The following is a 26,843-nucleotide window of genomic DNA, read 5'->3' on the forward strand; positions in this document are numbered from 1 at the left end:
GCTCATGGCACGAAGACCACCTCCAGCCCCACGTTTCCGTTCATATCCGGAAAGGAGGTGTTACCAGACCAAATCGACGTCAAATGCTGTCCAGCACCTATCAAGCCCGGCAATATCGTGTGAAGTCCGCTGATATGTGGACATGTCAGGGACGAGACCTTGGAGGGACGTCGGTGTCACTTCGCGAAGCCGCCGAAGACATCAGCAGCGAGCTCGTACGGCTGCGCCACGCGCTGCACCGCGAGCCCGAGCTCGGCCTGGACCTGCCGAGAACCCAGGAGAAGGTGCTCGGCGCGCTGGCGGGACTGCCCCTCGAGGTGTCCACCGGCGAGCGGCTGAGCTCGGTCACCGCCGTGCTGCGCGGCGCGGAGCCCGGCCCGACCGTACTGCTCCGCGGCGACATGGACGCGCTGCCCGTGACCGAGCGGAGCGGCTCCCCCGTGGTCTCCGAGCTGGCCGGGCGCATGCACGCCTGCGGGCACGACCTGCACACCGCCATGCTGGCCGGCGCCGCGCACCTGCTCGCCGCCCGGCGCGACCGGCTGGCCGGCGACGTGGTCTTCATGTTCCAGCCCGGCGAGGAGGGCGCGGGCGGCGCGAAGATCATGATCGAGGAGGGCGTGCTGGACGCCTCCGGCCGCCGTCCCGTCGCCGCGTACGCCCTGCACGTGATCAGCTCGCTGCTTCCGCAGGGCGTCTTCGTCAGCAGGGGCGGCCCCATCATGGCGGCGGCGGACCGGCTGGTCGTGACCGTGCGCGGCTCGGGCGGGCACGGCTCGACCCCGCACCTGGCCAACGACCCGATCCCCGCCGCGTGCGAGATGGTCACCGCGCTGCAGACCATGGTCACGCGGGGCTTCGACGTGTTCGATCCGGTGGTGGTCACCGTGGGGAGCTTCCACGCCGGCACCGCCGACAACGTCATCCCCGGTGAGGCCCGCTTCGAGGCCACGATCAGATCGTTCTCCGAGGCGGCCCACGGCCGCGTCCAGGAGCGCGTCCTGGCGCTCGTGCGGGGCATCGCCGCCGCGCACGGCCTGGAGGTCGAGGCCGACTACGACGTGAGCTATCCCGTCACCGTCAACAGCGCGGCCGAGGCGGACTTCGTCGGCGCCACCGTACGTGAGGTGTTCGACGAGCGGCGGTTCGTCAGGGCGCCCCAGCCGTTCACCGGCTCCGAGGACTTCTCGTTCGTCTGCGAGGAGGTGCCGTCGGCTTTCGTGGCCCTCGGCGCCTGCCCGACGGGGGCCGACCCGTCGAAGGCCGCCTACAACCACGCGCCGGAGGCGGCCTTCGACGACGCCGTGCTGGCCGACGGCGCGGCGCTCTACGCCGAGCTGGCCGCCCGCAGGCTCGCCCGGGAGGCCTCAGCCGGCGGCGTAGACCACCAGTGAGACCGCGACGTACTGCGCCACGTAGGCGGCCAGGGTGAAGGCGTGGAACACCTCGTGGAAGCCGAACCAGCGCGGCGAGGGGTCAGGGCGGCGCAGGCCGTAGACGAGGCCGCCGAGGCTGTAGAGGACGCCGCCCACGATGACGAGCACGACCGCGGCCACCCCCGCGCCGTCGACCAGCTGGGGCATCACGAAGACGGCGGTCCAGCCCAGCGCGACGTAGAGCGCCGTGTAGAGCCAGCGGGGCGCCCCCATCCACACCGAGCGGAAGACGACCCCGGCGACGGCTCCCGCCCAGATCACCGAGAGCACGGCGACCCGCACCGGCCCGTCCAGCGCGAGCAGCGCGAGGGGCGTGTAGGTGCCCGCGATGATCAGGTAGATGTTGGCGTGGTCGAGCCGCCGCAGGACCTCGGCCAGGCGGGAGGCCTGGCGGCCGCGGTGGTAGGTCGCGGAGACGCCGAAGAGCAGGCCCGAGGTCACCGCGTAGATCGCGGCGGCGAGGCGGGCCTGCAGGGTCGGCCCGAGGGCCACGAGGACGAACCCGGCGATCAGCGTCGCGGGCAACGCCCCGGCGTGCAGCCAGCCGCGCAGCTTCGGCGGGGGAACCGTTCGATCGGGGGAGACGGCGGGGGCGGCGGTCATTGTGGTCATCTCAACCTCCTCACAACCTACGCTAGCGTAACTTACGCCGCCGTAGGTTGTGAGTTCGATCACGCGCTCAAAGGGCGTCGAGGAAGCGCGCGGCGATGGGGGCAGCGGCTCCCGCGCCGCCGTGCTCGACGAGCACCGCGAAGGCGAGGTCGCCCCGGTAGCCGACGAACCAGGCGTGGTCCTGCCCCGAGGCGGCCGGCGCGGTGCCGGTCGTGCCCGAGACGCCCTCGGGCAGCCCCGACGGGGCCGCCGTCCCGTCCGTCACGACCGCCGTCATCATCGAGCGCAACGGGGCGAGCACCTGCGGCGGCAGCTTTCTCGGCTTGGGACGCCCGTCGGTCTCCAGCCGTCCGACGGCGTCCTCCGACATCAGCCTCGGCGGGCGCCATGTGCCGTTCTGGACGGCGGCGGCGGCCAGCGCCATGCACAGCGGGGTGGCCCGCACGGAGTTCCGCCCGATGGCGTCCGCGCCGGGCGCGTCTCCGACCCCGGCCCGCCGCACGGTGCCGCAGACCCCGCCGAGGCCGGACTTCAGCTTCCCCCCGAACCCGAACTCCTCCGCCTCCTGCCCGAGCCTCTCGAAGGCGGCACCCGGCGGATAGGGCTTGTAGAAGGCGCCCTGGCCCGGCAGCCGGTCGGCCACGGCCAGCACCTCCCCCGTGGACGGCCTGACCGCGACGATGGCGGCGGGATCGGCGATGCCGTCCATGGCCCGCGCCGCCGCGGCCTGCGTCCACCAGTCGAGGGTCGTGCGGAACGTCCGCACTGCGGCCTGGCGGAACACCACGAGCCTCCGGGACTTCCCCGTGGAGGACACCGCCTCGATCGCCCACCCCGTCGGCGGATCCACGTACAGGTCGTCGACCTTGCCGGTGAGATCCTGGAAGTACCTCTCGGCCCCGCTGTCGTGGGGCAGCGGCTTGCCCTGCCGGGTGAGCAGGTCGGTCCCCGGCACGGGGATCTCGGTCATGCGCAGCCGCTCGTTCGCCGCGAGCCCGGGGTGGAGGGTGTCGGGCGTCCAGACGACCTTCCACCCGCCGTCCCTGACCGCGAGGTGCAGCACGGAGGAGAACCTCCACTGTCCCAGTTCCCCGATCTGCCTCGCCCCGTCGAACGGCATGTCGGCGGACTGCTCGCTCCGCCGCACGACCGCCCCGGGCGTCAGCCTGATGGACAGGATCTGCAGGTCGGTGCTGAGGCGCCGGTGCTGGTCCAGGAAGTCGGGGGGCGGGGACGCGACCAGCTTGCGCATCTCGGCGAGGTTCTCGGCCGCCCAGGCGTCGAGGTACGCCTGGCCGGTCGCCTGGGGGCTTCCCGTGACCCGGCGCGAGTCGACGACCAGAGCCACGAGTGCCGCCGCGACGATGACGAGACTCACCACGACCAGAGCGAGCAGTCCTCGGCGGCGCATACGGTTCTCCCAAGAGTGCCGGGTATGGCACATCCCGATATATCAGAAGCAATGGGAGATCGTGTGGGCAAGCGCAAGGCGGAGGCGACTCCCCTGCCCGGCCGCTACCCGGTGGACTCGGGCGAGGTGGAGCTCCTGCGCGACCTGGACCGGCCGAACGGCTGGCTGCTCAGCATGGCGGGGGTCCCCCAGTCGTACGTGGACCTCGAGGATCCCACCTATCTGGACTTCGAGTACGTCCGGCTCATGGCCGACGTCATCGACGCGATCGAGGACGGCCCGCTGGACGTCGTCCACGTGGGCGCCGGGGCGTGCACGCTCCCCCGGTACATCGCGGCGGTCAGGCCCGGCTCCCGTCACATCGTGGTCGAGCCCGACGCCATGCTCGTGCAGCTCGTCAGGGACCAGCTCCACCTGCGGTCCGTGCCCCGGCTGAAGGTGCGGGTGGCCGACGGCCGCTCGGCCGCCGCGGGCCTGCACGACGCCTCGGCCGACCTGTTCATCCTGGACGCGTTCAGCGGCGCGATCATGCCGCTCGACCTCGCGACGGCCGAGTACATGGGCGACGTCGCCCGCGTGCTCAAGGACTCCGGCACGCTGCTGGTCAACATCGCCGACGGCAAGGGGCTGGCCTTCGCGCGCCGCGTCGTCGCGACCGTGCGCGGCACATTCCGCCACGTGGCGCTGATGGCCGACCCCGGCGTCCTGCGCGGGCGGCGGTTCGGGAACCTCATCGTGGCCGCCTCCCCTGCGCCGCTGCCCCTCCAGGACCTGATCAGGAAGGCGGCGGGCGGCCTGACGCAGGCCCGGTGCGTCTACGAGGACGGGCTGGTGAACTTCGTCGCGGGCGCGGCCCCGATCAGGGACGGCGACTCCGTGGTCTCCCCGGTGCCCCCGGCCGCCCTGTTCGAGTGAGCCGGGCCCTGCCTGCTCAGTCGAACAGGTCGGGCTCCGCGCCGGTGATCTGGTCGTAGAGCGGCTGGAAGTTGATCCAGCCCACCAGGTCGTTACCGATCTGGCCGTGGGTGAGCTTGGCGTTCTCGTGTGAGATCGGCACCACCTGGCCGGCCGCCTTGGCCAGCAGCTGCGCCTGGGACGAGCGCTCCATGGTGATGAACCACCAGGCGGCGGCGTCCACCGAGTCGCCGACCGTCAGCAGGCCGTGGTTGCGGAGGATGACGGCCTTGTGGGAGCCGAGGGCCCCGGCGATCCGCCGGCCCTCCTCGGTCTCCAGCACCACGCCGGTGTAGTCGTCGAACAGGCCGTGGTCCTCGTAGAACGCGCACGCGTCCTGGGTCAGCGGTTCGAGCCACTGCCCGAGTGACGAGAGCGCCTTTCCGTACACCGAGTGGCTGTGCGCGGCGGCCACGGCGTCCGGGCGGGCCTGGTGGACCATGGCGTGGATGGCGAACGCCGCCTGGTTGACGTGGTAGCGGCCCTCGACGACCTCCCCGCGATGGTTCACCAGGATCAGGTCGCTCACCTTGACGTGCTTGAAGCTCATCCCGAAGGGGTTGACCCAGAAGTGGTCGGGGTGCTCGGGGTCGCGGGCGGTGATGTGGCCGGCCACGCCCTCCTCGAAGCCGAACCGGCCGAACAGCCGCAGCGCCGCGGCCAGCCGCTCCTGGCGGTGGCGCCGCTCGTCCGCCACGTTCTCGAACTTCGGGGGAAGGCGGAAGGTCAACTGCTCGGCGGGCACGGGTCGCAGGTCCGAGAGGCTCATGGGGGTCTCCTCGTTGCCGAACTTCTGTCGGTTACCCACGAGTATGCCCCGCGCCTCCGCATAGGTGAAGAGACGTGATCATCGAACACCCGCGTCCGTAGCGCCCAATAAGCACTTCAACCCGCCTGACGCTTGATTAGCGGATCTGGTAAGACGCCTTTCCTCATCAAGAGCTACGCCCCTAAGGGACCCGGCACTTTCACGTACATCTGCACGTGCATTTGCAGATTCCAAGTGCATGTTCCGCATGTCACCCACGCCACCCGTGACCGTCGATAAGAATCAGGATAATCAGATCAAACCGGTCATTTCTCCCGATTCTCGGCTCTGTGGCGACCATCCCGAACACCATTCCAATTAATGTCCGTGCAGCTCAGAGACGTATAGCGATGATCTTTCATGAAATATCCGCCATAGTTGCTGCTGCCCCATCTACATGCCCTACGCTGTGGCCTCAGTTGGATCAACGCTATTATGGAGGCACAGCGGGATATGACACTAACCGACCATTTAAGTCCAGAACCATCTGCAGAAGGGCCTTCGCCCGCTCCGCCGGCGACACGGGGGAATCGCGCCATAAGAGCGGCGGGCAGGCATCTCCTCGGATTCAGCAGCGGGGTCGCGGTCGCCGTCACGGCCGCCCTCGTCCTTCAGGCGATCAAGACCTGGCCCTCGGGCGTCGACGAGATAAGCATCGACGTCCCGCTGCACGGCTCCCACGCGAAGGTCACACCCTGCCTGAGGGTGAGCGGGCACGGCACCTCACGGCCCGGTACGAAGCAGGTGATAGCGGTACAACAGACCGACGCGACGGACAGCGCGATCACGTTCTTCACCGACGTCCGGATCGTCGGCGAGGAGTGGCAGATCACCGTGCCACTGGAAGGACCGGAGGACAGCTGGTTCCGCGTCCGGTCGGTGGTGCTCTCCACCAAGCTGGCCGACTACCTGGAATCGGTGGGGGGCAGCGTCGGCAGATCCAGGTGGATATCGCCGACGATGCCCCCCGGTAGTGCGATAACAGACTCGGTGGACGTCCAACGGGGTCCTGGTCAGATCTGCTGAACCCCACCGAGGGATACCGGTTCTGGGTGGCGGCCTCTCGGCTGCCACCCAGGACCGGCGCCCGTAGAGCGTACGACACCGGCACGTCGGCGTGAACCCACAGGTTTGCCGCTTTTTATCGGGCCCTTCGCCAGCCGTCGGCCACTGGGCTACCCGCCGAGGAGGCTTCCCGGGTTGGTCACGGCGGTTACCAGGCAGTAGCCGATCGGGCCCGCCGTGTCGTGCAGCGTGCAGTGGGCGGTCGCGATGCCCTCGTCGCTGAGGTGCCCGTTCGACTCCATGCCCACGTCCTCGCCGAGTGGCAGGCGGCTGAGGGTGAGCGTGTAGTCCGCGTTGATGAAGTGCAGGCCGGCCGTGCCGGAGTTGCCGAGGGGGCTGGCGAAGTCGGCGGCCAGCGCGACGCGTACAAGAGGTGAGAGCGCCTCGCCCTCGACCAGGGGATGGGTCTCCCTGAGCCACGCCCGGTTGGACCCCGGCTCGGCCCATTCGGTCAGCCGCCAGAGATCGAAGGGCGGCGTCCACTCGGCGAGCGGGGGCGGGCCCAGCTCGGCCGGAGCGGGCACGTCCCAGGCCGGAGTCCGCCACGTCTCTCCCGGCGGCTGCTCACCCTTGCGCAGGAGCACCGCACTGGCCCGCGCGACCACACCCTGCCCGGTACGCACGGTGGCGTCGGCTACGCGGATCCTGCGCCCCTCCCTGACCTGGACCGTCTCCACGGTCAGCGGCAGCAGGGGGCTGTTGCGGAACAGGTCGACGGTCAGCCGGGCGAAGTGGAAGTCCGGATCGCCGTACTCCACCTCAAGCGCCCGGGCGGCCAAACCGCCGAGCAGACGTCCATGCAACATGTCCGCCGACCAGGGGCTACGGGCATGAGGAGCGGGGACCAGCTCACCGTTCTTGAGCGCGAAAAACGCCCTGTCGTCTGACATAGAACGAGATTCTAGTGTCACCCCTCGACGGCAAGCGGCTGCTAGGCGCCGTGGTCGGCGGCGATGGCGTCGATGCGGGCGGCGAGCTTGAAGTCCATGTCGGTGAGGCCGCCGGCGTCGTGGGTCATGAGGGCGATGTGCAGGCGCCGCCACCGGATGTCGATGTCCGGATGGTGGTTGAGGTGCTCGGCCTGCTCGGCCACGTCGTTCACGATGGCGATCGCCGTCGGGAAGTCGGGGGCGACCACCGTGCGCCGGATCTCGTCGCCCTCCCTGCGCCATTCGGGCATCTCGTCGAGCCGGGTGGAAATCGCCGCGTCGTCCAACCTGTCCATGGGACGAGTTTTTCACGCGACCGGCGGGGTTGTCGCCTGTCCGGAACGGCCGGTGCGTTTCGCGCGTCCGGCCGTTCCGGCGCGTGCGGCTCAGCCCCGCGGGGACAGGCGGGCCAGGTAGCCGTCGGTGACGATCTGCTCGGCCATGTGGGCGTACGCGGCGGGGGCGTCGGGGGCGTAGGTGCCAAGGCCGTCCACGTAGCGGTTGTACATGCAGAAGGCGGCGGCGATGAGCACGGTGTCGTGGATCTCCACGTCGGTGGCGCCGGCCTCGCGGGCGGCGGCGACGTGGTCCTCGGTCACCTCGGTGCCGAGCCGCTGGACCGCCCCCGCGATGTGGAGCAGCGCCTTGAGCTTGCCGGAGACCGGGGCGCCGTCGACGTCCGAGCAGGCGTGGACGACGGTCTCCATGCCGCCGGGCAGCTGCGCCGCCGCGAAGGCCGAGTGCGAGGCCGAGCAGAACTTGCACTGGTTGAGAGTGGAGACGTAGGAGGCGATGAGCTCGCGCTCGCCCCGCGACAACGTGTTGTCGTCGCGCAGCAGGGTCTCCGCGAGCTCGCTCAGCACCCTGCCCGTCTCTGGGCGGTACTGCATCAGGCCACGGATACCCGGAGCGTCGTTCCCCAGCTCGATGTGCGGCATGTGAGCCTTCCCTGGCCAGGCGGGCGGCACACCGGAAAGCCCGGCCGGTGGGCGCGCCGGCGCACGACCCTAGACGATCAGCTTCGCCCCATCTTCACCCATCCACCCGGAACGGGGAAGTGCCGGCATAAGGCGACCCCGGTGGGTACGTCAGGCCGTACCCACCGGGGTCGTCAGGGAGGGAGATGGTCAGATGCCCACCAGCTGGCAGGTGGCGGTGGCCTTCTTGGAGGGGTCGCTCTCGGAGGTGGCGGTGAGCTTCAGCTTCGCCAGGTGGTCGCCGCCCTTGGCGCGCTGGGCGTAGACCGGCACGAGCGCCGTCTTGCCGAACTCAAGGGTGGAGAGCTGGTTGGGCACCCAGGTGGTCCAGCCCTTGCCGCTCACCGTGGTGGCGAGGCGGTAGACGTCCGACTTGAGGTACGAGCCGACATCCTCGGGATGCTGGCCCGCGGGCGTCGCGGCCTTGCCGGTGTTCGTGATCGGGAAGCTGCAGGACGCCCACTCGGTGCCCTTGGCGATCGTGGCGCTGGGCAGCACCCTGACGCCCCGCTTCTGGGGACCGGCACCGTCCAGGGAGCGGACGGCGACGGTGTACGACAGCGTGCCCTTCTTGTCGCGCTGGAGGTCGAGCACGTAGAAGTGCAGGCGGTTGGCCTCGTCGACGTACTCGTACTCGCTGCCGGAGTCGGTGCCCGCGTGGAAGAGGGCGTCCGACAGCTGCCGGTAGTCGCCGATCGTGATCGGGACCCGCGTGCCGTCCGGCAGGACGTAGTCGGTCATGCCGATGTCCTGCGGGTTGGCGTCGATGACCCACTCGAACGGCGCCTGGTCCTGGTTCTTGGTCTTGGCCAGCAGCACTCCGGAGTCGGGCGTGAAGGAGTCGGAGCCGACCCGGTCCACGACCTCGATCGTGTAGTTCTGGTAGCCGCGGCCGTCGCACAGCGGGTCGGTCTGAGTGCTGCACGCCGGGCTGAGGTCGCCGGTGCCGAGGGTGATGTTCACGCCGGACAGATCGGTCTTGCCGGGCTGCACCTCACGCGCCGTCACCCGGGCGACGACGAGGCCGGAGTCGGCCAGCGCCTCCCGCGAGAGCCGCAAGACGTTCTGCTCGTCCACCATCTCCAGCTTGATCTTGTTACGGAGCATGTGCTGGGCGCCCATCGAGCCGCCTCCGGTGGGCGGGATCGTCCACCGGCTGTGCGGGCCGCCGGGACCGTTGAAGCTGCCCCGGCTGAGCATCTCCCAGATGCCGGTGTACGCGCGGCGCGGCGGCACGCCGAACGGGTTGTTGTAGTTGTCGCCGATGCCCAGGATGTGGCTGAACTCGTGGGCGTACACGCCCTGTCCGGAGCTCTCGGCCTGCGTGGAGGAGCCACCGCCGGCGTTGGGCCAGATGGTGGACGCCGCGGCCCAGGAGGTCCAGTCCACGTACCGCGTCTTCGCCCAGTTGGGGAGGTTCGGGTCCGGCGGCCCGAAGTCGTCGGTCACCTCCTCCTTCGTGGGGAACTTGATCGGCCCGAACTCCTGCCAGGTCGACGACTCGTCCTGCCCCGCGCTGAGGTAGAAGACGAAGTCGAACTTGCTCAGCTCCGCCTCACCGGCGTCGGTGGCCCAGGCGGCGCGCCCGTCGGTGCGGATGTTGCGGTTGCAGGTGTCCCCGGCCGGGCAGCCGGTGCCGCCCTGGAACTCCATGGCGTACTCGTGGGACTTGCCGGGCATCTTGTAGGGCCCGAAGGCGTTGAGCTCGACGCCGTACCGGCCGCCGGAGTCCTCCATCCAGTACTCGTGGATGGTGTGACCCCGGTTCAGCTTTCCGGGGGTGTTGAGGAAGTCCTGGTAGAACTTGGCCACCTGGTCACGGGGGATGTCGTGCGCCTCGTTGCTCGGGTTGCCGAACACCGTGGACTTCGCCGGCTGGGTGACGACGAACGGCTGGTTCGGGTAGTCGAGCAGCACCAGCGCGCCCTTGAACGTGCGCTTGGAACCCTTGCCCGCGGGATCGGACCAGTTGGTGCCCGGGACGCCCTTGTAGTCGTCCTCCCAGGTCATGTGGTCCGGGTTCTTCCAGTTCTGCGGGTCGATCGGCGTCGGGCCGCCGGGCTTGCCCTTGAACAGGGCCGCCGGCTCCTGCTCCTGCCAGGGCTGGCGCTGCGGCCAGTGATCGGCCTGCCACGGGTGCGCGGGGTCGGGCGACGGCTCCGCCGAGGCGGGGACCGCTGCCAGTCCTACCGGACCCAGCACGATGGCTAACAACAATACGGACAGCCGTCTTTTCCTGCGGTGAATTGACGACTCGGTCACGGCGTCACCCCTAAGTCTGGGCCGGCACTCAGCGGGTGACGCTACAGACGCTATTGACGGAGATCATCCGTCACCTGTAGGGACTGTTGCGGGGGTTTGTCCTACAGGTGATGAAACCCGCCGCTCAGGAGGTTCTCGATGGCCAGCGGGCTGCAACGCGTTGTGGACGGTCTGGCCGTCCAACTGGGCCGGGCCGTAATGCTGGAGGACCGGTTACAGCACGTGCTCGCCTACAGCCGGCAGAAGGAGCCGCTCGACGACATACGGCGCGACTCCATCCTGCGCCGCGAGACGACTCCCGAGGTACGCGAGTGGCTGCGCGCCGCCGGCATCTTCGATGCGCAGGGCCCCATCCGCACGCCGGGCGCGGCCGCTCTCGGGCTGCTGCCCCGCGTGTGCGTCCCCGCCCGGCACGGCGGACGGCTGCTCGGCTTCCTGTGGTTCATCGACGCAGGCCCGCCGATGTCGGAGGAGGAGATCGGCGTCGTGGCCGAGGTGGCCTCGGCCGTCGGGGTCGCGCTCTTCCACGAGAGCCTCGCCATCGGGCTCGCCGCGCACCGGGAGCTGGACGCGGTCACCAGCGTGCTGCTCGGCACCCCGGGCGCGGCGGAGGAGGGCGCGCGGAGCCTGATCGAGGCGGGCAGCTTCCCGCAGTCCGAGCCGGTCACCGTGGCGGTCGCCCGTCCCCTTCTGGACGGCCAGGTGGACGAGCCGTTGCGCGAGGCGATGGAACGGGCCCTGCTGACCGTGCGGCACAGGCTCGGGCCGAGGCGCACGCTGCATCTCGTACGGTACGACCATGCCGTGCTGATCTTCTCAGGCGCCGCCCGCCCCGAGCAGATCCACGCGGCGATGGAGTTCCCTGTGGTGGTGGGCACGGGCGAGCCCCGGCCGCGCCTCGACCAGGCCTCCGGGTCGTACGTGGAGGCCGCGCGGGCCGCCGAGGTGGCGGCGCGGATGCCCGCCCTCGGGCCGTCGGCCGAGTGGTCACGCCTGGGCGTCTACCGGCTGCTGACCCAGCTCCCGCCCGCCACGCTGAAGCTCCACGAAGGACTCGAACGCCTGCTCGCCGACGAGACCCACCGGCCCCTGCTGGAGACGCTGGAGGTCTACCTCGACCTCGCCGGCAGCGCGCACGCCACCTCGGAACGGCTCCGGCTGCACAGGACCTCGCTCTACTACCGCCTGCGGCGGGTGGAGGAGCTGGCGGGCACCGATCTCAGGGACGGCGGCGAGCGGCTCACGCTGCACCTGAGCCTGAAGCTCGCCCGCCTCCTCGGCCGCTACCCGCGGGCGCACGGCCGAGGTACGGCCACCTGACGGCTACTTGACGGCTCCAGCGGTGAGGCCGGACTGGATCTGCCGCTGGAAGATGATGTAGACGATCAGCATCGGGATGATCGCCATGCTCAGCGCCGCGAACAGGCCGGGCCAGTCGGCCTCGTAGCCGGCGGTGGTGTTGATGTTGGCGATGCCCTGGGTGATCACCCACTTGTCCTCGACGCTGCCCGACAGCAGCACGATCGGCAGGAGGTACTGGTTCCACTGGCCGAGGATGTTGAAGATCGTGATGCTGATCAGGCCGGGCTTGGCCATCGGCACCATGATCTGGAAGAACGTGCGGGTGTGCGAGGCGCCGTCCATCATGGCCGCCTCCGCCACCGAGTTGGGCAGGGTCTTGAAGAACGCCGTCAGGAAGAACACCGTGAACGGCAGCGAGTAGGCGATGTAGACCAGGATCACGCCGAGGTGGGTGTCGATCAGGCCGAGGTTCCGCACCACGAAGAACAGCGGCACCAGCGCCAGGAACACCGGGAAGGACAGCCCCGACACGAACAGGTAGTAGATCGCCCGGTTGCCGAAGAACCTGTAGCGCGCCAGCACGTACGCCGCCATCGACCCGAACAGCATCGTGAAGAGCGTGCTCACGCCGACCACGAAGACCGTGTTCAGCATGTACCGCCCGATGTGGGCCTTCTCCCAGGCCCGGCCCCAGGAGGCCCAGCTGAAGCTCTCGGGCAGAGCGAGCGGCGCGTCGCCGACGATCTCGGGGTTGGTCTTGAAGGACGCGAGGAACGTCCACAGGATCGGGCCGACGACCAGGATCGTCCACACGATCAGCGCGACGTGGGAGAGCGCCCCGAAGACGCCCGCCGGGTTCTTCCGCCGGCGCCGGGAGGCCGCGTGCGAGGCGTTGGCCACCCGGACCGCGTCGGTTTGGGTCGCCATCATCAGAGCTCGATCCTCTCGCGGCGCGTCACGCGCAGGCTGAGCGCGGCGAACGTGATGGTCAGGAAGAACAGGGCCACGCCCATCGCGGAGGCGTAGCCGAACTTGGAGAAGGTGAACGCCGTGCGCCAGATCTCCAGGGGCAGGACCGTGGTGGCGTTGTCGGGACCGCCCCGATCGACCGAGAGCACCTGGACCAGGGCGAAGCAGTCGAAGGCCGCGATGCCGAGGTATACCCAGCCGACCTGGATCGTGTCCCAGATCAGCGGGAGCGTGATGCTGAAGAAGAGCCGGAACCGGCCGGCCCCGTCGAGGGCCGCCGCCTCGAAGACGTCGCTCGGGATGGCCGACATCCCCGCGGAGAACAGCACGACGTAGAAGCCGACGGACTGCCAGACCACCACGCCCATGATCGACCAGAGGGCGAGGTCGGTGTTGATCAGCCAGCCGACCGGGTTGAGGCCCACCCACTTCAGGATGCCGTTCAGCACGCCGGTCTGGTCGGGACGGTAGATCGCCTGGAACAGGACGCCCACGACGGCCACGGCCAGGACCTGGGGGAAGAAGTAGACCACCCGGTAGAACTTCGACCCCCAGACCCCGGTCATCCTCCCGCCCCTGCTGCCCCCTCCGAGGTTCAGCAGGAACGAGAAGAACAGCGCGATCGCGATGGTGATCAGCGGCATGGCGAGCAGCAGGAGCCCGTGGTGGCGCACGGCCGCCCAGAAGACGTCGTCGTCCAGCAGGCGGGTGAAGTTCTCGAACCCGATGAACTGCGGATTCGCGGAGATCCCCCGCCAGTTGGTCAGCGAGATGTAGAACGCCTGCGCGTAGGGGCTGATCACGAAGACCACATAGAGGATCAACGGGATCACGAGGAACGAGAAGATGAACCCGTACTTCCTGGCCTTCGCGTTGAGCAGCCTCCCGGCGAGCCCGCCGTCGCCTTGCCGCATGATCTACTACACCGTCCGGTTCTGCTTGGTGGTGGAGGAGTCGGCCTTGACCGCGTCGGCCTTCTTCTGCATCTTGGCGCAGAACTCCTCGGCGGAGATGCGGCCGAACATCAGCGAGTTGGTCTGCTTGCGCAGCTCGGTCTCCAGCTCCTTGTACCAGTTCTCGAAGCTGCTGTAGGTGACGATGTTGGCGCCCGCGGCCGTCTGGGCGTCGTTGATGCTCTTGAGGCCCGGGGACAGCGAGAGGCCCTCGGCGGCGCCGACGACGACGGTGAGGCTGCCGGACTTCTCGGTGAAGCCCTTGGCACCCTCCTTGGAGAGCATGATGCGGGCGTACTCGAGGGCGCCGGGGGTGTTCTTGCCCTTCGCGGGGATGATGTACGGCTCGCCCGCGGCGGAGCGGATGGCCTCGAACGGCATCTTGTCGGACGGCGTGAGGCTCGGGGTCGGCGTCACGGCGTACTCGAAGGTGTCGGGCGTGTTGCTCTTCTGCTCGTTCTCCAGCCAGGAGCCGGACGGGTACAGAGCGACCTTGTCCTGGTTCTGCCGGGTCTGGACCTCGGTGTGGATGAGGCCCTCGTAGCTCTTGTCCATGTACTTGCCTATTTCGGCCCACGCGGCGGCCGACTGCTTCACGGAGTCACGGGTCCAGGCGCCGTCTTCGAGGTTGTCGATGTCGATCAGGAGCTGGTTGCCCTCGATCTTCGCCGCCGTGATGAGGATCATCCAGTACTGGTAGTAGGAGGCGTTCTTGCCCGCGTAGGCGTACGGCGTGATGCCGGCCTTCTTGATGGTCTCGCAGAGGGTCTTGAACTCGTCGAACGTCTTCGGCGGGGTCCAGCCCTTCTCCTTGAAGAGCTTGCCGTTGTACCAGAGGCCGTAGCCGCTGGAGACGTAGTTGAGGATGTACGGCTTGCCGGCGATGAGGCCGGACTCGACGGTGCCGGGGATCAGCGTGTCCCTGACCTTCTTGCTCGGGTCGTCGAGCGAGGGGGCGTCGAACAGCTGGGTGAGGTCGAGCAGCTGGCCCTCGGTCTGCAGGGCGCCGTTGTCCATCAGGTCGGAGCCGGAGTTGGCGATGAAGTCGGGGACGTCGCCGCTGGCGAAGCGGGGCTGCAGCGTCTGGGCGATCTGCTGCGTGGCGACGTGCTTGACGGAGGCCTTCGGGAACTCCTTCGTGTACAGCGGCTCGTGCACGTCGGTGGCGTAGCTGTCGCCGAGACCGCCCTTGAAGATGACCACTTCGAGGGGGGCGTCCGCCTTGACCCCGAAGGGGTTGGCAGCCGAGGTCGCGGCGCCGCTGCCCGCGGCGGTCGGGGAGGCCGCGGAGCTGCCTCCGCTGGTCGCGCAGGCGCTCAGCATGCTCGCCGCCGGACCTGCGACGAGTGCGGTGAGGCCGATCCGGCGGAGCATCTGCCGCCGGGTGATCTCTCGGGGCGTGCCGGCGGAGTTGGACATGCAACCCTCCAGGAATGGGGCAATCAATTAGGAAAGTTTCCTAAACGTTTGAGGAACGTACGTCCATCCCAGTACAGCGTCAAGTGGTATGGGCCAACCCGTGATCGAGCTGTAGCCGACCAGCAAACGACCCGCGACAAAGGGGGACGTCCGACACCTTGCGAAACTCCTCCGTAACCTAACAACGGCACAGGTCACCGGCCGATGATGGCACAAATTGAAGCCGAATCGACACCCCTTTGACCCGGTCTAGACCAGTGAAGTCGGGGCGGCCCGTCATGCCGTCAGAGGTCCGGTCGGCAGCCCCTCCGGCCGGTCCGCCCGGTCGCCGAAAGTGAGGGCGCGAGCGCGCAGCGTCGGCGGCGGGCGCGGGACCTCGGCATCCACGCGAGACCCGGATGTCCACGGAGATGTCCACGGAGCGGACCTGGCTGCGGCGGAACGTGCCGAGCGGCTAGCGTCGAACCCAACATCTCCGACATTCGAGGAGCAAAGGGTTGCCGCTCCAGATGACTGGCGCTCCCAGCGATCCCGACCTCATCCGTCTGCCTTGGGACCTTCCCCTGGAGAACTGGCCCGAGCACCACCTCGTGACGCTGCCGCGCGGCATCTCCCGGCACGTCGTCCGGTTCGCCCGGCTGTCCGGACGGGTCTACGCGATCAAGGAGATCAGCGAGCGGTACGCCAAGCGGGAGTACCAGCTCCTGTGGGACCTGAGCCGCCTCGACACCCCGTCCGTCGAGCCCGTGGCCGTCGTCACCGGCAGGACGGATGCCGCCGGCGAGCCGCTGGACTCGGCGCTGATCACCCGGCACCTGCAGTTCTCGCTCCCCTACCGGGCGATGCTCTCCGGCACGCTGCGGCCCGACACGCTGATCCGCCTGCTGGACGCGCTGGCCGTGCTGCTCGTACGGCTGCACCTGGCCGGGTTCTACTGGGGCGACTGCTCGCTGAGCAACACCCTCTTCAGGCGGGACGCGGGAGCGTTCGCGGCGTACCTGGTGGACGCGGAGACCGGCGAGCTGCACCCGGTGATCAGCGAGGGCCAGCGCAACCACGACATCGAAGTCGCCTACGTCAACATTTATGGCGAGATGCTGGACCTGGAGGCGGGCGGGTTCCTGCACCCCTCGATCGACCCCCTCGCGTTCGCCGACCAGCTCTGCGAGCGCTACCGCCGGCTCTGGGACGAGCTCACGCAGGAGGAGATCGTCGAGGACGTCGAGTGGCATCTCATCGACCAGCGGATCCGGCGGCTGAACTCGCTGGGCTTCGACGTCGCCGAGATGATGGTCAGGCGCAAGGCGGGCACCGCCCGGCTGATCGTGCGGCCGAAGGTCGTGGACGCCGGGCACCACCAGCGCCGCCTGCTCCGCCTCACCGGGCTCGACGTCGAGGAGAACCAGGCCAGACGGCTGCTCAACGACCTCGACTCCTTCCGGGTGGCCAAGGGGCTCCGCCACGAGGACGAGGCGATCGTCGCCCACCGCTGGCTCGCCGAGACCTTCCAGCCGACGGTGCACGCGATCCCGCAGGAGCTGCGCGGCAAGCTGGAGCCCGCGCAGCTCTTCCACGAGGTGCTCGACCACCGGTGGTTCATGTCAGAGGCCGAGGGCCGCGACGTCGGCCTGGACGCGGCCCTGCGGTCGTACGTCGACACAGTGCTGGTGTACAAGCCGGACGAGAAGGCCATCATCGGCGACGACTCCACCGCGGACCCGGTGAGCCCCTGATCTAAACGGTGGCCTCCAGCTCGCCGAGGTACTCCGCGGCCTCCGCGATGCGGTCCTCGCCGTACACGCGGATGCCGTCGGACTCCAGCAGGGCCGCGGTCACCCCGGCGCCGGGGGTGACCCTTCCCCGGAAAGTGCCGTCGTGGATGCGCAGGCTGCCGCAGGACGGGCTTCCGTCCTTCAGCAGGGCGATCCTGATGCCCATGGAGCGAGCCAGGGCGAGGGCGGAGTAGGCCCCGGAGAGGAAGTGCCGCGTGACGTCGGAGCCGTCGGGCGTGAGGATGCGCGCCGCGCCGGCCAGCACGGCCGCGCCGCCGACGCCGCCCTCGATCTCCGCGGGCGGCCTCGGCACGGGCAGCCCGCCCTCGACCTCCGGGCAGAACGGCACCAGCCGCCCCTCGGCACGCCAGCCCGCGAGCAGCGCGTCGTCGACGGTCTTCGCGCGCCCGTCGAAGCGAACCGGCCGCCCCATCAGGCACGCGCTCACGAGGATCCGCTCCATCCCTTCACGTTAGCTCGCAGGGCCGTACCGGACGCAGGCTCACCCGGCGTCGAGCGAGATCGCGTTCTTGGCACGGTCGATCGACTCCTCGGACGCGGCCCCGCCGGGGTTCTCGGTGGCGAGCGCCTGGTTGAGGTCGGCGAACGGGCGCATGCGCTCCTCGTAGCGGGCGAACGCCTTGGTGTGGTCACCGCCCGCCCGGCCGAGCTCCTGGGCCAGTACGTAGGCGCCCACCAGCGCCAGGCTGGTCCCCTGGCCGGACAGCGGCGAGGGACAGTAGCCGGCGTCGCCGAGCAGCGCCACCCTGCCCTTCGTCCAGCGGCCGGCGCGGATCTGGGCCATCGCGTCGAAGTAGAAGTCCGGCGCCTCCCACATGGCCTTCAGCAGCCTCGGGGTCTCCCAGCGCAGGCCCGACAGCCGCTCGGCGACGAGCCTCTTCTGCCGCTCGGCGTCGCCGTAGTCGTGGCCGGGCGGCTCGGACGCGAAGCCGAGCGTGACCCTGATCTCGGTGTTGCCGCGCACCGGGTAGATGCCGTAGCCCGCGTCGCCCTCCCTGTACCAGACCTGCCAGTTGTCCAGGTTCAGGAAGTTGTCCGCGCTGAAGATCGCCAGATGGGTGCCGAGGGGGTGGATGAACCGGCCCTCCTCGCCGAAGGCCAGCCTGCGGACGTTGGAGTGCAGGCCGTCGGCGCCCACCACCAGGTCGAAGGCACGAGACTCCCCGCGCTCGAAGCCGGCCCGCACACCGTGCTCGTCCTCCTCCAGGGTTTCGATCGAGTCGCCGAAGACGTACTCGACGTCGTCGCGGGTCCGCTCGTACAGCAGGCTCGTCAGGTCCTCGCGCAGCAGCTCGACGTCGCCGCTGTCGAGGCGGCCGGCCGAGAAGGTCATCTCGGTGGAACGCCAGGTCTCGTTGCCGTCGCCGTCGACGGTCGACATGCCGCGCATCCGGGTGCGGGCCCGCCGCACCTCGGCTTCGATGCCCATCCGCGCGACGACCTCCATGGCCACACCGCGGACGTCGATCGCCTGGCCGCCCGGCCGGGGCGCGGGGGCGCGCTCGACCACGGTGGGCGTGAAGCCATGGCGGCGCAGCCAGTAGGCGAGCGCGGGTCCGGCGACGCTCGCGCCGGAGATGAGCACGGTCTTCATGAAAACCTCCCGGATACGTTGTACGCCAGTGAATGTACAGCGTATGCACAGCCCTGCCAACAGGCGTTTTTAGCCTCGTGTACTAGTACAGATGCCGATCCAGGTCAGTTCGTGCTGCTAGCCTCTGTACTAGTACAGGAATGGGAGATGGCAGTGGTGGCGAAATCCGATCCGCCGTACCTCCGCATCGCCGCCGAGATCCGGCGGCGCATCGCGGACGGCGAGCTCGCTCCCGGCGAGCGGGTGCCCTCGACCCGGCGGATCGCCAGGGAGTGGGACGTGGCGCTGGCCACGGCGACGAAGGCGCTGACCGCGCTGCGCCAGGAAGGGCTCGTAGAGGCCCGGCCCCGGGCCGGCACCGTGGTGGCTCCCCTCGAACCCGCCCCCGAGCGGCCCCGCCACCGCGCCGCGGCCGACCCCGACCACGAGCTGACCCGCGAGCGCATCGTGCGCGCCGCCATCGAGATCGCCGACGCCGAGGGGCTGGCCGCGCTGTCCATGCGCGGCGTCGCGGCCCGGCTGGGCGTCGCCACCATGTCGCCCTACCGCCATGTCAACAGCAAGGACGATCTGATCCTGCTGATGGCCGACGCCGCCTTCGGCGAGGAGTCCTATCCCGCCGAGGTGCCCTCCGGCTGGCGGGCGCGCCTGGAGCTCGGGGGGCGCAAGCTGTGGGAGATCCATCGCAGGCATCCGTGGCTGGCGCAGATCACCGCGCTCACCAGGCCCGTGGCGCTGCCCAGCCTGATGGTCCACGCCGAGTGGGCGCTGAGCGCCCTCGACGGCCACGGCCTCGGCCCCGCGACCATGCTCGACCTGCACGTGCTGTTCTACAGCTACGTCCAGGGCATCGCGGCCAACCTCGAAAGGGCGGCGCAGGCCGAGGCCCTCACGGGCCTGTCGGAGGACCAGTGGATGGACCTCCAGGCGCCCGCCCTGACGGCCATCGCCGCCTCAGGCGACTGCCCGACGTTCGCCAGGATCACCGGCGAACTGGTGAACGGCTACGAGCTCCGTCTCGACGAGCTGTTCGAGCTGGGCCTCAAGCAGATGCTCGACGGCCTCGCCGTACGCATCGAGGGGCCCGCTACGGGCGGTCGGCCCGCTCGGTGAGGTCGGTGACGGCGGCGGCGATCTCCGGCCACAGGGGGCGTGGCAGGTCGTGGGCCATCCCGGGGAAGGTGATGAGCTTGGCGCCGGGGATCGCGTCCGCCGTGGCGACGCCGCCCGGCAGTCGCACGAGCGGGTCGGCCTCGCCGTGGATCACCAGAGCGGGCACCGACAGCTCCCTGAGGGCGGCGGTGCGGTCGCCGGAGGCCAGGATCGCCGCGAACTGGCGTCCGAACCCGGCGGGATCGTAGGAGCGGTCGAAGCTCTGACCGGCGAGCCTGGTGATCCGTTCCTCGTCCATCGGGAAGCCGGGCGAGCCGAGGACCTTCCAGACCTCCAGGGCGCGGCGGACGACCGCCTCCCGGTCGGGGGTCGAGCGCGACAGGAGCGCGGCCATCGCCTGCTCGGTCGGCGCCCCGATCTGGGGGCCGGGCGTGGACATGATGGAGGTGAGGCTGCGGGTCCTGGCCGGATGCCGGATGGCGAAGGTCTGGGCGATCATCCCGCCCATCGACACCCCGAGCACGTGGGCGCTCGGCAGGCCGAGCGTGTCCAGCAGCCCGGCCGCGTCGTCGGCCATGTCGCCGAGCAGGTACGGGACCGCCTGCGCGCCGCCGGAGGCCGCGCCGAGATCGGGCACGCCGGCCTCGTGGAGGTGGGTCGACAGGCCCACGTCCCGGTTGTCGAAGCGGACGACGTGGTGCCCGTGCTCGGCGAGCAGCTCGCAGAACTCCTCGTCCCAGTGGATCATCTGGGAGCCGAGCCCCATGATCAGCAGTAGCGGGCGCCCGCTCGGGGAGCCGAAGGAGTCGTACACGATCTCGATGCCGTTCGCCGTCACGCGGTTCATGGGAACAGAATTCCATTCTGTTTCGGGTGACGACAAGCCCCGTCTTGTCCAGGAGCCGCACGGACGGCGGCGGGCACCCCCGAGCGCCCGCCGCCGTGCCGCTCAGGCGGCCGTCCGTCCCACGCCGGTCACTGGGTCGCCAGGTGGGCCTTGAAGCCCGCGCCGTAGTTCGTCGCGGTGCCGTTCCAGTCCGTGATCAGCGACGGGCCGCTGGAGCAGTCCCAGTTGTTCCAGGTCCACGCCAGGTACGAGAGGCCCTTCTGGTCGAGCCAGTTCATCAGGCCGTCGATGTACCCGTGGGCGCAGTCGTTCTCGCCGATCTCCCCGGCGACCAGGGGCACCTGGGCCGCGACCGGGGCGAGCTGGCTGTCCCAGCAGCTCTGGCTTGAGCAGGTGTTGAAGTTGTACGAGTGCCAGGCGGCGGCGAGGTTGCCGGTCGCGTCGGCCGGCTTGTTCGCCAGCCAGCCGGTCAGGTCGTTGGAGTACGCGAGGCCGCCGAGCAGGATGACGTTCTGGGCTCCGGTGGCGCGCACGGTGTCCACCAGCGTCTGCATGCCGGCCACCTGGTAGCCGATGCCCGGGCATGTGCCGCCGTTGCGCCAGCAGGTCCAGCCGGAGGCGGCGCTGCCCGTCGCCCGCTCCGGGTAGGGCTCGTTGAACAGGTCGAACACGATGGCGGTGTCACCCTTGAAGGTGTTCGCGACCGAGGTCCAGAAGCCGGGCGCGTACTGCGCGTCCGGCATGGGCTTCTGGCACGACGCGTGCACGTCGGTGCAGGCGGAGGACGTCCCGGTGTAGGTGCCGTAGCTCCAGTGCATCTCCACGATCGGGGTGATGCCGTGTGCCAGCAGCCTGGAGACGTAGCCCTTCACCTCGCTCTGGTACGTCGTCCCGCCGTACTGCGGCTGGACGTTGCTCGTGCCCAGCCAGCACTCCTCGTTGAGCGGGACTCGCACCGTCCTGATCTTCCAGGCGGCCATGGCGTTGATGGACGCGTCGTCCATCGGGCCGTTCCAGATGCCGTTGCCCTGGATGCACGCGAACTCGCCGCCCGACCGGTTGGCCCCGAGGAGCCGTACGGCCTGGCCGGAGGCGTTGACGATCTTGTTGCCCGACACGTGCAGCTTGGGCGCAGCGCCCGGCGGGACGGTGGGCGTGACCGTGGGCGTGGGGGTCGGGGTCACGGTAGGCGTGACCGACGGGGTCGGGGTCGCGGTGACCGACCCGGTGCAGGTCACCCCGTTGAGCTTGAAGGCCGAGGGCACCGGGTTGCTCGCGGTGAAGGTCCCGGTGAAGCCGATGCCGCTGGTGGTGGCGTTCGTGGCGAGGGCACCGTTGTACGACAGGCTCGTCGCCGTAACGTGCGCCCCCGACTGCGACCACGTGGCGTTCCAGCCGCTCCCTACCTTCTGGCCGGCGTCGGGGAAGTCGAACTCCAGCTTCCAGCTCGTCAGTGGGTCACCGAGGTTGGTGATGGCGACGTCGCTCTGGAAGCCTCCCGACCACTGGTTGACGACCTTGTAGGCGACCTTGCACCCGGCGGCGGCGTTCGCCGCAGACATGCTCACCGCGGCGACTCCGCCGGCGGCGACCAGCATGGCCGCCGCGAAGGTGGCGAGACTCCGTCTCATCGGACTTCCTTTCGGGAAACGAACGGCCCTCGGCAGGAAATGGGTTGCCGCTGGCGGAAGCGTCCCTGAAATTAACCGATTAAGTCATTGATCGCGAGAAGGCTCTCTCGCCGGGCGGCGTCATGCCGTCAACCGTCATACACAGGTAGTTCACGGTGCGACTTTGCCGCGTCCCCCACCTGGGGAAACATTGTCACGAATGGGCGGGTGAACCGTTTAATGAAACCGGCCGGCGCCGGACGGACGATGAAATTTTCGCGCCTTCAGGACGCCACCGACCGGACGGCCTCGTCCACCGGGGTGTCGCCCTCGGCGAGCTCCAGGGTGCGCCCGCCGGTGCCGGGGGTGCCCAGGAGACCGGCGATCACGGCCGCGACGTCGTCACGGGTGACCTTCCCGCGCGGCACCGGCGGCTCCGCCAGGGTGACGAGGCCGGTGCCGGGGTCGTCGATGAGCGCCCCCGGACGCAGCACCGTCCAGTCGAGGTCGCGCGCCCGCAGGTCGTCCTCCGCGTCGGACTTGGCCCTGATGTACGCCGCCCAGACGTCGTCGGTGCCCGGCTGCGGCGGCCGGTCCGCGCCCATCGCGGAGATCTGCACGAAGCGCCGCACGCCGGCCCGTTCGGCCGCCTCCGCCAGCAGCACGGCGGCGGCGCGGTCGACGGTGTCCTTGCGCGCCGCCCCGCTGCCCGGCCCGGCCCCGGCCGCGAACACGGCCGCGTCGGCCCCCCGCAGGTGCTCGGCGACCTCCTCCACCCCGGCGGTCTCCAGGTCGCAGACGACCGCCTCGGCCCCGGCGTCCCGGACGTCCTGCTCGTGGGCGGGGTTGCGGATCAGGCCGACGGGCTCGTCACCCTGCTCCGCCAGCACCCGCTCAAGCCGAAGAGCGATCTTGCCGTGCCCACCCGCGATGACAATGCGCATCAGAACTTCCTCCCCCTCGATCCTTGCGGGTCATCCTTCCGCATCCGGGCCGTGGACTGCGGTGGCTCAGCACGATGCCCGTACGAGGGGCAGCACCTCGGCGCCGAGCCTGGCGATGTTGCGGTGGGTGAGGGCGGGGTCGCCGGCGCCCTCGACCATGAGGATCAGGTGGCGGATGCCCGTGCGCTTGATGGTGGCGAGCATCGTGTCGGCGCAGTGGCCGGGCGAGCCGACGGGGTGCAGGCGGCACAGGAGGTCGGCGTAGTCGTCGGCGTCTCTCGGGAGGTACCTGCGGTCGTCCACCGTCCGGTAGCCGGCGAGACCCGGCGCGAGCCACCTCGGCAGCGACTCCTTCATGGCCGCGACCGCCTCGGAGGTCGTGTCCGCGACGTACGCGATGCCCGCAGCGACGTGCGGTATCTCCGTCAGTTCGTGACCGTGCGCGATGGCCGTGCCCGCGTAGCTCTCCACCAGCGCGGCCTTGTCCGGGTCGCCGATGTGCATGCCGAGCAGCATGGGCAGGCCCCGGGCGGCGGCCACCTGGACGGTGCCCGGCGAGGTCGAGGCGACCGTCGGCCGCAGCGGCCTTCCCGGACGGGGCACCATCTCTATCTCCCTGAACCTGAAGGTGGCCCCCTTGGCCGAGACGCGGTCGCGCGTCAGGGCGGCGATCAGCAGGTCGAGGCTCTCGACGAAGCCGTTCTCGAAACGGTCGAGCCCGGTGCCGAACACCTCCAGCTCGACCCACGGCCCGCCGCGCCCGACGCCGAGGCGGAACCGGCCGCCGGAGACCTGGTCGAGAAGCGCGGCCTGCTCGGCCAGCGCTACGGGATGCGTCGTCGACAGCACGCTCACGGCCGTGCCGACCACGATGCTCCGCGTGCGGCCGAGCACGTACGCGGCGAGCGTCGTGGCCGAGGGGCACAGTCCGTACGACATGAAGTGGTGCTCTGCGATCCACACGTCGTCGAACCCCGCCCGCTCGGCCGCCACCGCCGCGTCCACGGCGGCGCCGAGCGCCTCACCGTGGCCGAGCCCCGGAAACCCCGCGACCGGCAGGAACACCCCGATGCGCACCTCGTCTGCCACGGATCCAACTCTGCCAGCAGGCGCCGCCCCTGACCGGCTCATACGGGCGAGCCGGACCAGGTGGCGAGCCGGAAGTCACCCGGCCTGGTCGCCCGGCGGCATGTAGGGGCTCTGGCCGTGGGCGGTCTTCTGCCGCCCGACGCCGGTGGCGTGCTCCGGGGTCGAGGTGCCGTAGGGACGTCCGGACGGGCCCTCTGCACCGACCTTCCTGCGGCCGGCCTCCTCTTCCCGTTGCGCGATCTTCTCCGCCCGGGCGCTCGTGCTCGTGCCGACGCCCAGAGGCGACCTGGCCCTGGTGTCGGTCGAGCTCACGCCGTGCTCCTCCACCTCCGTGACCACGCGCGGAGGTCGCCTGTCGCCTCTCGGCGGGCTCTCGAACGCGCGGTTGCCGGCCATGACGACCTCTTGGTGGACCTTGGCGCGGAGCTCCTTCAGGCTGGCCCTCTTGCCCGGGGCTCCGGGCTCCCGCGGATCGATCATGACAGCACCCCCGTCACGTGGCGTTCCCGCCGGCGGGCGCCGGGCGGGACCTTCCCCCACAGGGTTCGTACCCCGGGCGGTCTCAGCAGATACGCGGCAGCGGATCGCCGACGAGCACGTCGACGATGCGGGTGCCGCCGAAGGCGGTCCTGAGCAGGACGAGCCCCGGCGGATCCTCGGCGATGCGCCCGATGACGGCCGCGCCCGCGCCCAGCGGGTGCGCCCGCAGGGCGTCCAGCGCCGCCCCGGCGGACCGCTGGTCCACCACGGCGATCATGCGGCCCTCGCAGGCGACGTAGAGCGGGTCGATGCCGAGCAGCTCGCACGCCCCGCGCACGCCGGGCCGTACCGGGATCGCGTCCTCGTCCAGGACGACCGCCACGCCGGAGGACTCCGCGACCTCGTTGAGCACCGTCGCCACGCCGCCCCGGGTGGCGTCCCGCAGGCAGCGCACCCGCCCGCCGTCGCACGCGTCCAGCAGCCGCGCGGTCAGGCCGTTGAGCGGCGCGGTGTCGGAGACGAGGTCGGCGGCCTCGATGTCGAGCCCTCCCCGGGCGAGCATGACCGTGACGCCGTGCTCGCCGATCGGCCCGGACACGATGATCGCGTCACCGGGCTCGGCGGCGGACGCGCTCAGCCGGACCGCAGGGTCCACCACCCCCACACCCGCCGTGGTGATGTAGCAGCCGTCGGCCTTCCCGCGCTGCACGACCTTGGTGTCCCCGGTGACCACGGCCACGCCCGCCTCCCGCGCCGCCGCCGCCATGCTCTCGGTGATCCGGCGCAGGTCGGCGACGGGGAACCCCTCTTCGAGGATGAACGCGGCCGACAGGTGCGCCGGGCGCGCCCCGCACATCGCGAGGTCGTTGACCGTGCCGTTGACGGCCAGGTCGCCGATGTCGCCGCCGGGGAAGAACAGCGGTGTGACCACGTAGGAGTCGGTCGTGAACGCGAGCCCTCCGTCGACCGCCCCGTCCGCCAGGGGCTCCAGCAGCGGGTTGCGGAAGGACTCAAGGAACACCGCCTCGATCAGGGTGCGGGTCGCCTTGCCTCCCGCGCCGTGGGCGAGGGTGATGAGCTCGTCCCGGACGCGCGGCTTCCGGCGGCGGACCCGCTCGATCCGCTCCAGCACCTGTTCCTCGGAGCTCACGTGCGCGTCGCCTCCTTGACCCGGTCACGCGAGAACCGGCCGAAGTTGTAGTAGGCCGCGCACGCGCCCTCGGAGGACACCATGCAGGTGCCGATCGGCGTCTCCGGAGTGCAGGCCGTTCCGAACACCTTGCACTCCCAGGGCTTGAGCACGCCTTTGAGCACCTCACCGCACTGGCACGCCTTCGGGTCCGCCACGCGTCCGCCCGGGATCTCGAAGATCCGTTCCGCGTCGAAGGCGGCGTACGCCTCGCGCACGCGCAGCGCCGAGTCGGAGATGAACCCGAGCCCGCGCCATTCGAAGTGCGGGCGCAGCTCCATCACCTCGTTGATCACGGCCAGCGCCTTGAGGTTGCCGTCCCACGGGACCACCCGGGCGTACTGGTTCTCCACGACCGCCCGGCCCTCGGAGAGCTGGACGAGGTTCTGGTAGACCGACTGCAGCACGTCGAGCGGCTCGAACCCGGCGACCACCAGTGGCTTCCCGTAGTCGCGGGCGATGAAGTCGTACGGCCGGCAGCCGATGACCGTCGACACGTGACCTGGCCCGATGAACCCGTCGAGCCGCAGGTCGGGAGAGTCCAGGATCGCCTTGATGGCGGGGATGATCGTCACGTGGTTGCAGAAGACCGAGAAGTTGCCGATCCCCTCGGCGGCGGCCCGCAGGACCGTCATCGCCGTCGAGGGGGCCGTGGTCTCGAACCCGATGGCCATGAAGACGACCTGCTTGCCGGGGTTCTCCCGGGCGATCTTCAGGGCGTCCAGCGGCGAGTAGACCATCCGGATGTCGGCGCCCCTGGCCATGGCGTCCAGGAACGACCCCCGGCCGCCCGGCACCCGCATCATGTCGCCGAACGACGTCATGATCACGTCAGGCCGCTCCGCGATGTGGATGGCGTCGTCGACCCTTCCCATCGGGATGACGCAGACGGGGCAGCCGGGCCCGTGCACCAGCGTGACCGCGGCCGGCAGGTGGTCCTCCAGCCCGTGCTTGTAGATGGTGTGGGTGTGTCCCCCGCAGACCTCCATGAACTTGTAGGCGCGGCCCGGCTCGCACAGCGCGGCGATGCGGGCGGCGAGCGCCCGTGCCTTGTCGGCGTCGCGATACTCGTCGACGAAGCGCATCC

General features: G+C 70.0%; 25 protein-coding genes. 6 read left to right on the forward strand and 19 right to left on the reverse strand.

From position 1 onward, the window contains the following. Positions 1-173: 173 nt before the first annotated feature. Positions 174-1,394, forward strand: a complete 1,221-nt coding sequence (locus OG589_RS28445; RefSeq protein WP_405140850.1) for a M20 family metallopeptidase — start codon at positions 174-176, stop codon at positions 1,392-1,394. On the opposite strand, the gene OG589_RS28450 is transcribed toward OG589_RS28445, so the two are convergent. Then, entirely contained in the window at positions 1,368-2,039 is a 672-nt protein-coding gene (locus tag OG589_RS28450) for a hemolysin III family protein (RefSeq protein WP_405152143.1), read from the reverse strand. The genes OG589_RS28445 and OG589_RS28450 overlap by 27 nt on opposite strands. A gap of 76 nt (positions 2,040-2,115) precedes the next feature. Then, positions 2,116-3,459 (reverse strand): penicillin-binding transpeptidase domain-containing protein, encoded by a 1,344-nt coding sequence (locus OG589_RS28455; RefSeq protein WP_405140851.1) that lies wholly within the window; start codon positions 3,457-3,459, stop codon positions 2,116-2,118. A 51-nt stretch (positions 3,460-3,510) separates the two neighbouring features. Between OG589_RS28455 and OG589_RS28460 the strand changes: the two genes are divergently transcribed. Then, on the forward strand, positions 3,511-4,374 hold the full coding sequence (locus tag OG589_RS28460) for a spermidine synthase (protein ID WP_405140852.1): 864 nt from the start codon (positions 3,511-3,513) through the stop codon (positions 4,372-4,374). A 16-nt stretch (positions 4,375-4,390) separates the two neighbouring features. On the opposite strand, the gene OG589_RS28465 is transcribed toward OG589_RS28460, so the two are convergent. Continuing rightward, positions 4,391-5,182 carry a class II aldolase/adducin family protein gene (locus OG589_RS28465; RefSeq protein WP_405140853.1) on the reverse strand — a complete coding sequence of 264 codons (792 nt, stop codon included), beginning with the start codon at positions 5,180-5,182 and terminating at the stop codon, positions 4,391-4,393. Between the two features lie 492 nt (positions 5,183-5,674). Here OG589_RS28465 and OG589_RS28470 point away from each other — a divergent pair, with 492 nt between their 5' ends. Beyond that, complete coding sequence (locus OG589_RS28470; protein ID WP_405140854.1) at positions 5,675-6,247, forward strand: hypothetical protein; 573 nt, start codon at positions 5,675-5,677, stop codon at positions 6,245-6,247. 149 nt (positions 6,248-6,396) lie between these two features. Here the strand turns inward: OG589_RS28470 and OG589_RS28475 are convergent, their stop codons facing one another. The 4 genes from OG589_RS28475 to OG589_RS28490 all read right to left on the reverse strand — a co-directional run bounded on the left by OG589_RS28475 (position 6,397) and on the right by OG589_RS28490 (position 10,394). Further along, positions 6,397-7,176, reverse strand: a complete 780-nt coding sequence (locus OG589_RS28475; RefSeq protein ID WP_405140855.1) for an acyl-CoA thioesterase domain-containing protein — start codon at positions 7,174-7,176, stop codon at positions 6,397-6,399. A 41-nt stretch (positions 7,177-7,217) separates the two neighbouring features. Then, the gene (locus OG589_RS28480; RefSeq protein ID WP_405140856.1) at positions 7,218-7,511 is read right to left on the reverse strand and encodes a 4a-hydroxytetrahydrobiopterin dehydratase; all 294 of its coding nucleotides are present in this window, start codon (positions 7,509-7,511) and stop codon (positions 7,218-7,220) included. A 90-nt stretch (positions 7,512-7,601) separates the two neighbouring features. Then, complete coding sequence (locus OG589_RS28485) at positions 7,602-8,153, reverse strand: carboxymuconolactone decarboxylase family protein (protein ID WP_405140857.1); 552 nt, start codon at positions 8,151-8,153, stop codon at positions 7,602-7,604. 189 nt (positions 8,154-8,342) lie between these two features. Further along, a complete protein-coding gene (locus tag OG589_RS28490; RefSeq protein ID WP_405140858.1) occupies positions 8,343-10,394 on the reverse strand; it encodes a M6 family metalloprotease domain-containing protein in 2,052 nt (683 codons plus the stop codon). A 198-nt stretch (positions 10,395-10,592) separates the two neighbouring features. Here OG589_RS28490 and OG589_RS28495 point away from each other — a divergent pair, with 198 nt between their 5' ends. After that, entirely contained in the window at positions 10,593-11,774 is a 1,182-nt protein-coding gene (locus OG589_RS28495) for a PucR family transcriptional regulator (protein ID WP_405140859.1), read from the forward strand. A 3-nt stretch (positions 11,775-11,777) separates the two neighbouring features. Here the strand turns inward: OG589_RS28495 and OG589_RS28500 are convergent, their stop codons facing one another. The 3 genes from OG589_RS28500 to ngcE are packed head-to-tail and all read right to left on the reverse strand — an operon-like array spanning position 11,778 to position 15,097. Then, positions 11,778-12,686 (reverse strand): carbohydrate ABC transporter permease, encoded by a 909-nt coding sequence (locus OG589_RS28500; protein WP_405140860.1) that lies wholly within the window; start codon positions 12,684-12,686, stop codon positions 11,778-11,780. Continuing rightward, entirely contained in the window at positions 12,686-13,639 is a 954-nt protein-coding gene (locus OG589_RS28505; protein ID WP_405140861.1) for a carbohydrate ABC transporter permease, read from the reverse strand. Before OG589_RS28505 ends, OG589_RS28500 begins: the two co-directional genes overlap by 1 nt. A gap of 6 nt (positions 13,640-13,645) precedes the next feature. After that, a complete protein-coding gene (ngcE, locus tag OG589_RS28510) occupies positions 13,646-15,097 on the reverse strand; it encodes an N-acetylglucosamine/diacetylchitobiose ABC transporter substrate-binding protein (RefSeq protein WP_405140862.1) in 1,452 nt (483 codons plus the stop codon). 509 nt (positions 15,098-15,606) lie between these two features. On the opposite strand from ngcE, the gene OG589_RS28515 reads away from it, so the two are divergent. Beyond that, positions 15,607-16,830 (forward strand): DUF4032 domain-containing protein, encoded by a 1,224-nt coding sequence (locus tag OG589_RS28515; RefSeq protein WP_405140863.1) that lies wholly within the window; start codon positions 15,607-15,609, stop codon positions 16,828-16,830. Between the two features lies 1 nt (position 16,831). Here OG589_RS28515 and OG589_RS28520 read toward each other — a convergent pair whose 3' ends face one another. Beyond that, on the reverse strand, positions 16,832-17,332 hold the full coding sequence (locus tag OG589_RS28520; RefSeq protein ID WP_405140864.1) for a DUF523 domain-containing protein: 501 nt from the start codon (positions 17,330-17,332) through the stop codon (positions 16,832-16,834). A gap of 39 nt (positions 17,333-17,371) precedes the next feature. Then, entirely contained in the window at positions 17,372-18,484 is a 1,113-nt protein-coding gene (locus OG589_RS28525) for an FAD-dependent monooxygenase (protein WP_405140865.1), read from the reverse strand. A gap of 147 nt (positions 18,485-18,631) precedes the next feature. On the opposite strand from OG589_RS28525, the gene OG589_RS28530 reads away from it, so the two are divergent. After that, positions 18,632-19,597, forward strand: a complete 966-nt coding sequence (locus OG589_RS28530) for a TetR/AcrR family transcriptional regulator C-terminal domain-containing protein (RefSeq protein WP_405140866.1) — start codon at positions 18,632-18,634, stop codon at positions 19,595-19,597. Here OG589_RS28530 and OG589_RS28535 read toward each other — a convergent pair. From OG589_RS28535 to hypD, 7 genes are all read right to left on the reverse strand, one after another. After that, entirely contained in the window at positions 19,572-20,444 is an 873-nt protein-coding gene (locus tag OG589_RS28535; protein ID WP_405140867.1) for an alpha/beta fold hydrolase, read from the reverse strand. The two genes, OG589_RS28530 and OG589_RS28535, sit on opposite strands and share 26 nt — an antisense overlap. A 128-nt stretch (positions 20,445-20,572) precedes the next feature. Then, complete coding sequence (locus tag OG589_RS28540; protein ID WP_405140868.1) at positions 20,573-22,075, reverse strand: cellulase family glycosylhydrolase; 1,503 nt, start codon at positions 22,073-22,075, stop codon at positions 20,573-20,575. A gap of 263 nt (positions 22,076-22,338) precedes the next feature. Continuing rightward, a complete protein-coding gene (locus tag OG589_RS28545) occupies positions 22,339-22,998 on the reverse strand; it encodes an NAD(P)H-binding protein (protein WP_405140869.1) in 660 nt (219 codons plus the stop codon). 66 nt (positions 22,999-23,064) lie between these two features. Continuing rightward, complete coding sequence (locus OG589_RS28550; RefSeq protein ID WP_405140870.1) at positions 23,065-24,087, reverse strand: LLM class flavin-dependent oxidoreductase; 1,023 nt, start codon at positions 24,085-24,087, stop codon at positions 23,065-23,067. A 75-nt stretch (positions 24,088-24,162) separates the two neighbouring features. Then, positions 24,163-24,567: a hypothetical protein gene (locus tag OG589_RS28555; RefSeq protein ID WP_405140871.1), complete on the reverse strand. Its 405-nt coding sequence runs from the start codon at positions 24,565-24,567 to the stop codon at positions 24,163-24,165. Between the two features lie 82 nt (positions 24,568-24,649). After that, complete coding sequence (hypE, locus tag OG589_RS28560) at positions 24,650-25,717, reverse strand: hydrogenase expression/formation protein HypE (RefSeq protein WP_405140872.1); 1,068 nt, start codon at positions 25,715-25,717, stop codon at positions 24,650-24,652. After that, the gene (hypD, locus tag OG589_RS28565) at positions 25,714-26,841 is read right to left on the reverse strand and encodes a hydrogenase formation protein HypD (protein WP_405140873.1); all 1,128 of its coding nucleotides are present in this window, start codon (positions 26,839-26,841) and stop codon (positions 25,714-25,716) included. Before hypD ends, hypE begins: the two co-directional genes overlap by 4 nt. Between the last annotated feature and the right edge of the window lie 2 nt (positions 26,842-26,843).

The sequence above is a fragment of the Sphaerisporangium sp. NBC_01403 genome, from assembly GCF_045040145.1.
Lineage (GTDB): Bacteria > Actinomycetota > Actinomycetes > Streptosporangiales > Streptosporangiaceae > Sphaerisporangium > Sphaerisporangium viridialbum.

Bases quoted from the DNA above. Each gene is read 5' to 3' on its own strand.
- OG589_RS28450 (WP_405152143.1), bottom strand. From the start codon at position 2,039: ATGACCGCCGCCCCCGCCGTCTCCCCCGATCGAACGGTTCCCCCGCCG.
- OG589_RS28455 (WP_405140851.1), bottom strand. From the start codon at position 3,459: ATGCGCCGCCGAGGACTGCTCGCTCTGGTCGTGGTGAGTCTCGTCATC.
- OG589_RS28460 (WP_405140852.1), top strand. From the start codon at position 3,511: ATGGGAGATCGTGTGGGCAAGCGCAAGGCGGAGGCGACTCCCCTGCCC.
- OG589_RS28465 (WP_405140853.1), bottom strand. From the start codon at position 5,182: ATGAGCCTCTCGGACCTGCGACCCGTGCCCGCCGAGCAGTTGACCTTC.
- OG589_RS28470 (WP_405140854.1), top strand. From the start codon at position 5,675: ATGACACTAACCGACCATTTAAGTCCAGAACCATCTGCAGAAGGGCCT.
- OG589_RS28475 (WP_405140855.1), bottom strand. From the start codon at position 7,176: ATGTCAGACGACAGGGCGTTTTTCGCGCTCAAGAACGGTGAGCTGGTC.
- OG589_RS28480 (WP_405140856.1), bottom strand. From the start codon at position 7,511: ATGGACAGGTTGGACGACGCGGCGATTTCCACCCGGCTCGACGAGATG.
- OG589_RS28485 (WP_405140857.1), bottom strand. From the start codon at position 8,153: ATGCCGCACATCGAGCTGGGGAACGACGCTCCGGGTATCCGTGGCCTG.
- OG589_RS28495 (WP_405140859.1), top strand. From the start codon at position 10,593: ATGGCCAGCGGGCTGCAACGCGTTGTGGACGGTCTGGCCGTCCAACTG.
- OG589_RS28500 (WP_405140860.1), bottom strand. From the start codon at position 12,686: ATGATGGCGACCCAAACCGACGCGGTCCGGGTGGCCAACGCCTCGCAC.
- OG589_RS28505 (WP_405140861.1), bottom strand. From the start codon at position 13,639: ATGCGGCAAGGCGACGGCGGGCTCGCCGGGAGGCTGCTCAACGCGAAG.
- ngcE (WP_405140862.1), bottom strand. From the start codon at position 15,097: ATGTCCAACTCCGCCGGCACGCCCCGAGAGATCACCCGGCGGCAGATG.
- OG589_RS28515 (WP_405140863.1), top strand. From the start codon at position 15,607: ATGACTGGCGCTCCCAGCGATCCCGACCTCATCCGTCTGCCTTGGGAC.
- OG589_RS28520 (WP_405140864.1), bottom strand. From the start codon at position 17,332: ATGGAGCGGATCCTCGTGAGCGCGTGCCTGATGGGGCGGCCGGTTCGC.
- OG589_RS28525 (WP_405140865.1), bottom strand. From the start codon at position 18,484: ATGAAGACCGTGCTCATCTCCGGCGCGAGCGTCGCCGGACCCGCGCTC.
- OG589_RS28530 (WP_405140866.1), top strand. From the start codon at position 18,632: ATGGCAGTGGTGGCGAAATCCGATCCGCCGTACCTCCGCATCGCCGCC.
- OG589_RS28535 (WP_405140867.1), bottom strand. From the start codon at position 20,444: ATGAACCGCGTGACGGCGAACGGCATCGAGATCGTGTACGACTCCTTC.
- OG589_RS28540 (WP_405140868.1), bottom strand. From the start codon at position 22,075: ATGAGACGGAGTCTCGCCACCTTCGCGGCGGCCATGCTGGTCGCCGCC.
- OG589_RS28545 (WP_405140869.1), bottom strand. From the start codon at position 22,998: ATGCGCATTGTCATCGCGGGTGGGCACGGCAAGATCGCTCTTCGGCTT.
- OG589_RS28555 (WP_405140871.1), bottom strand. From the start codon at position 24,567: ATGATCGATCCGCGGGAGCCCGGAGCCCCGGGCAAGAGGGCCAGCCTG.
- hypD (WP_405140873.1), bottom strand. From the start codon at position 26,841: ATGCGCTTCGTCGACGAGTATCGCGACGCCGACAAGGCACGGGCGCTC.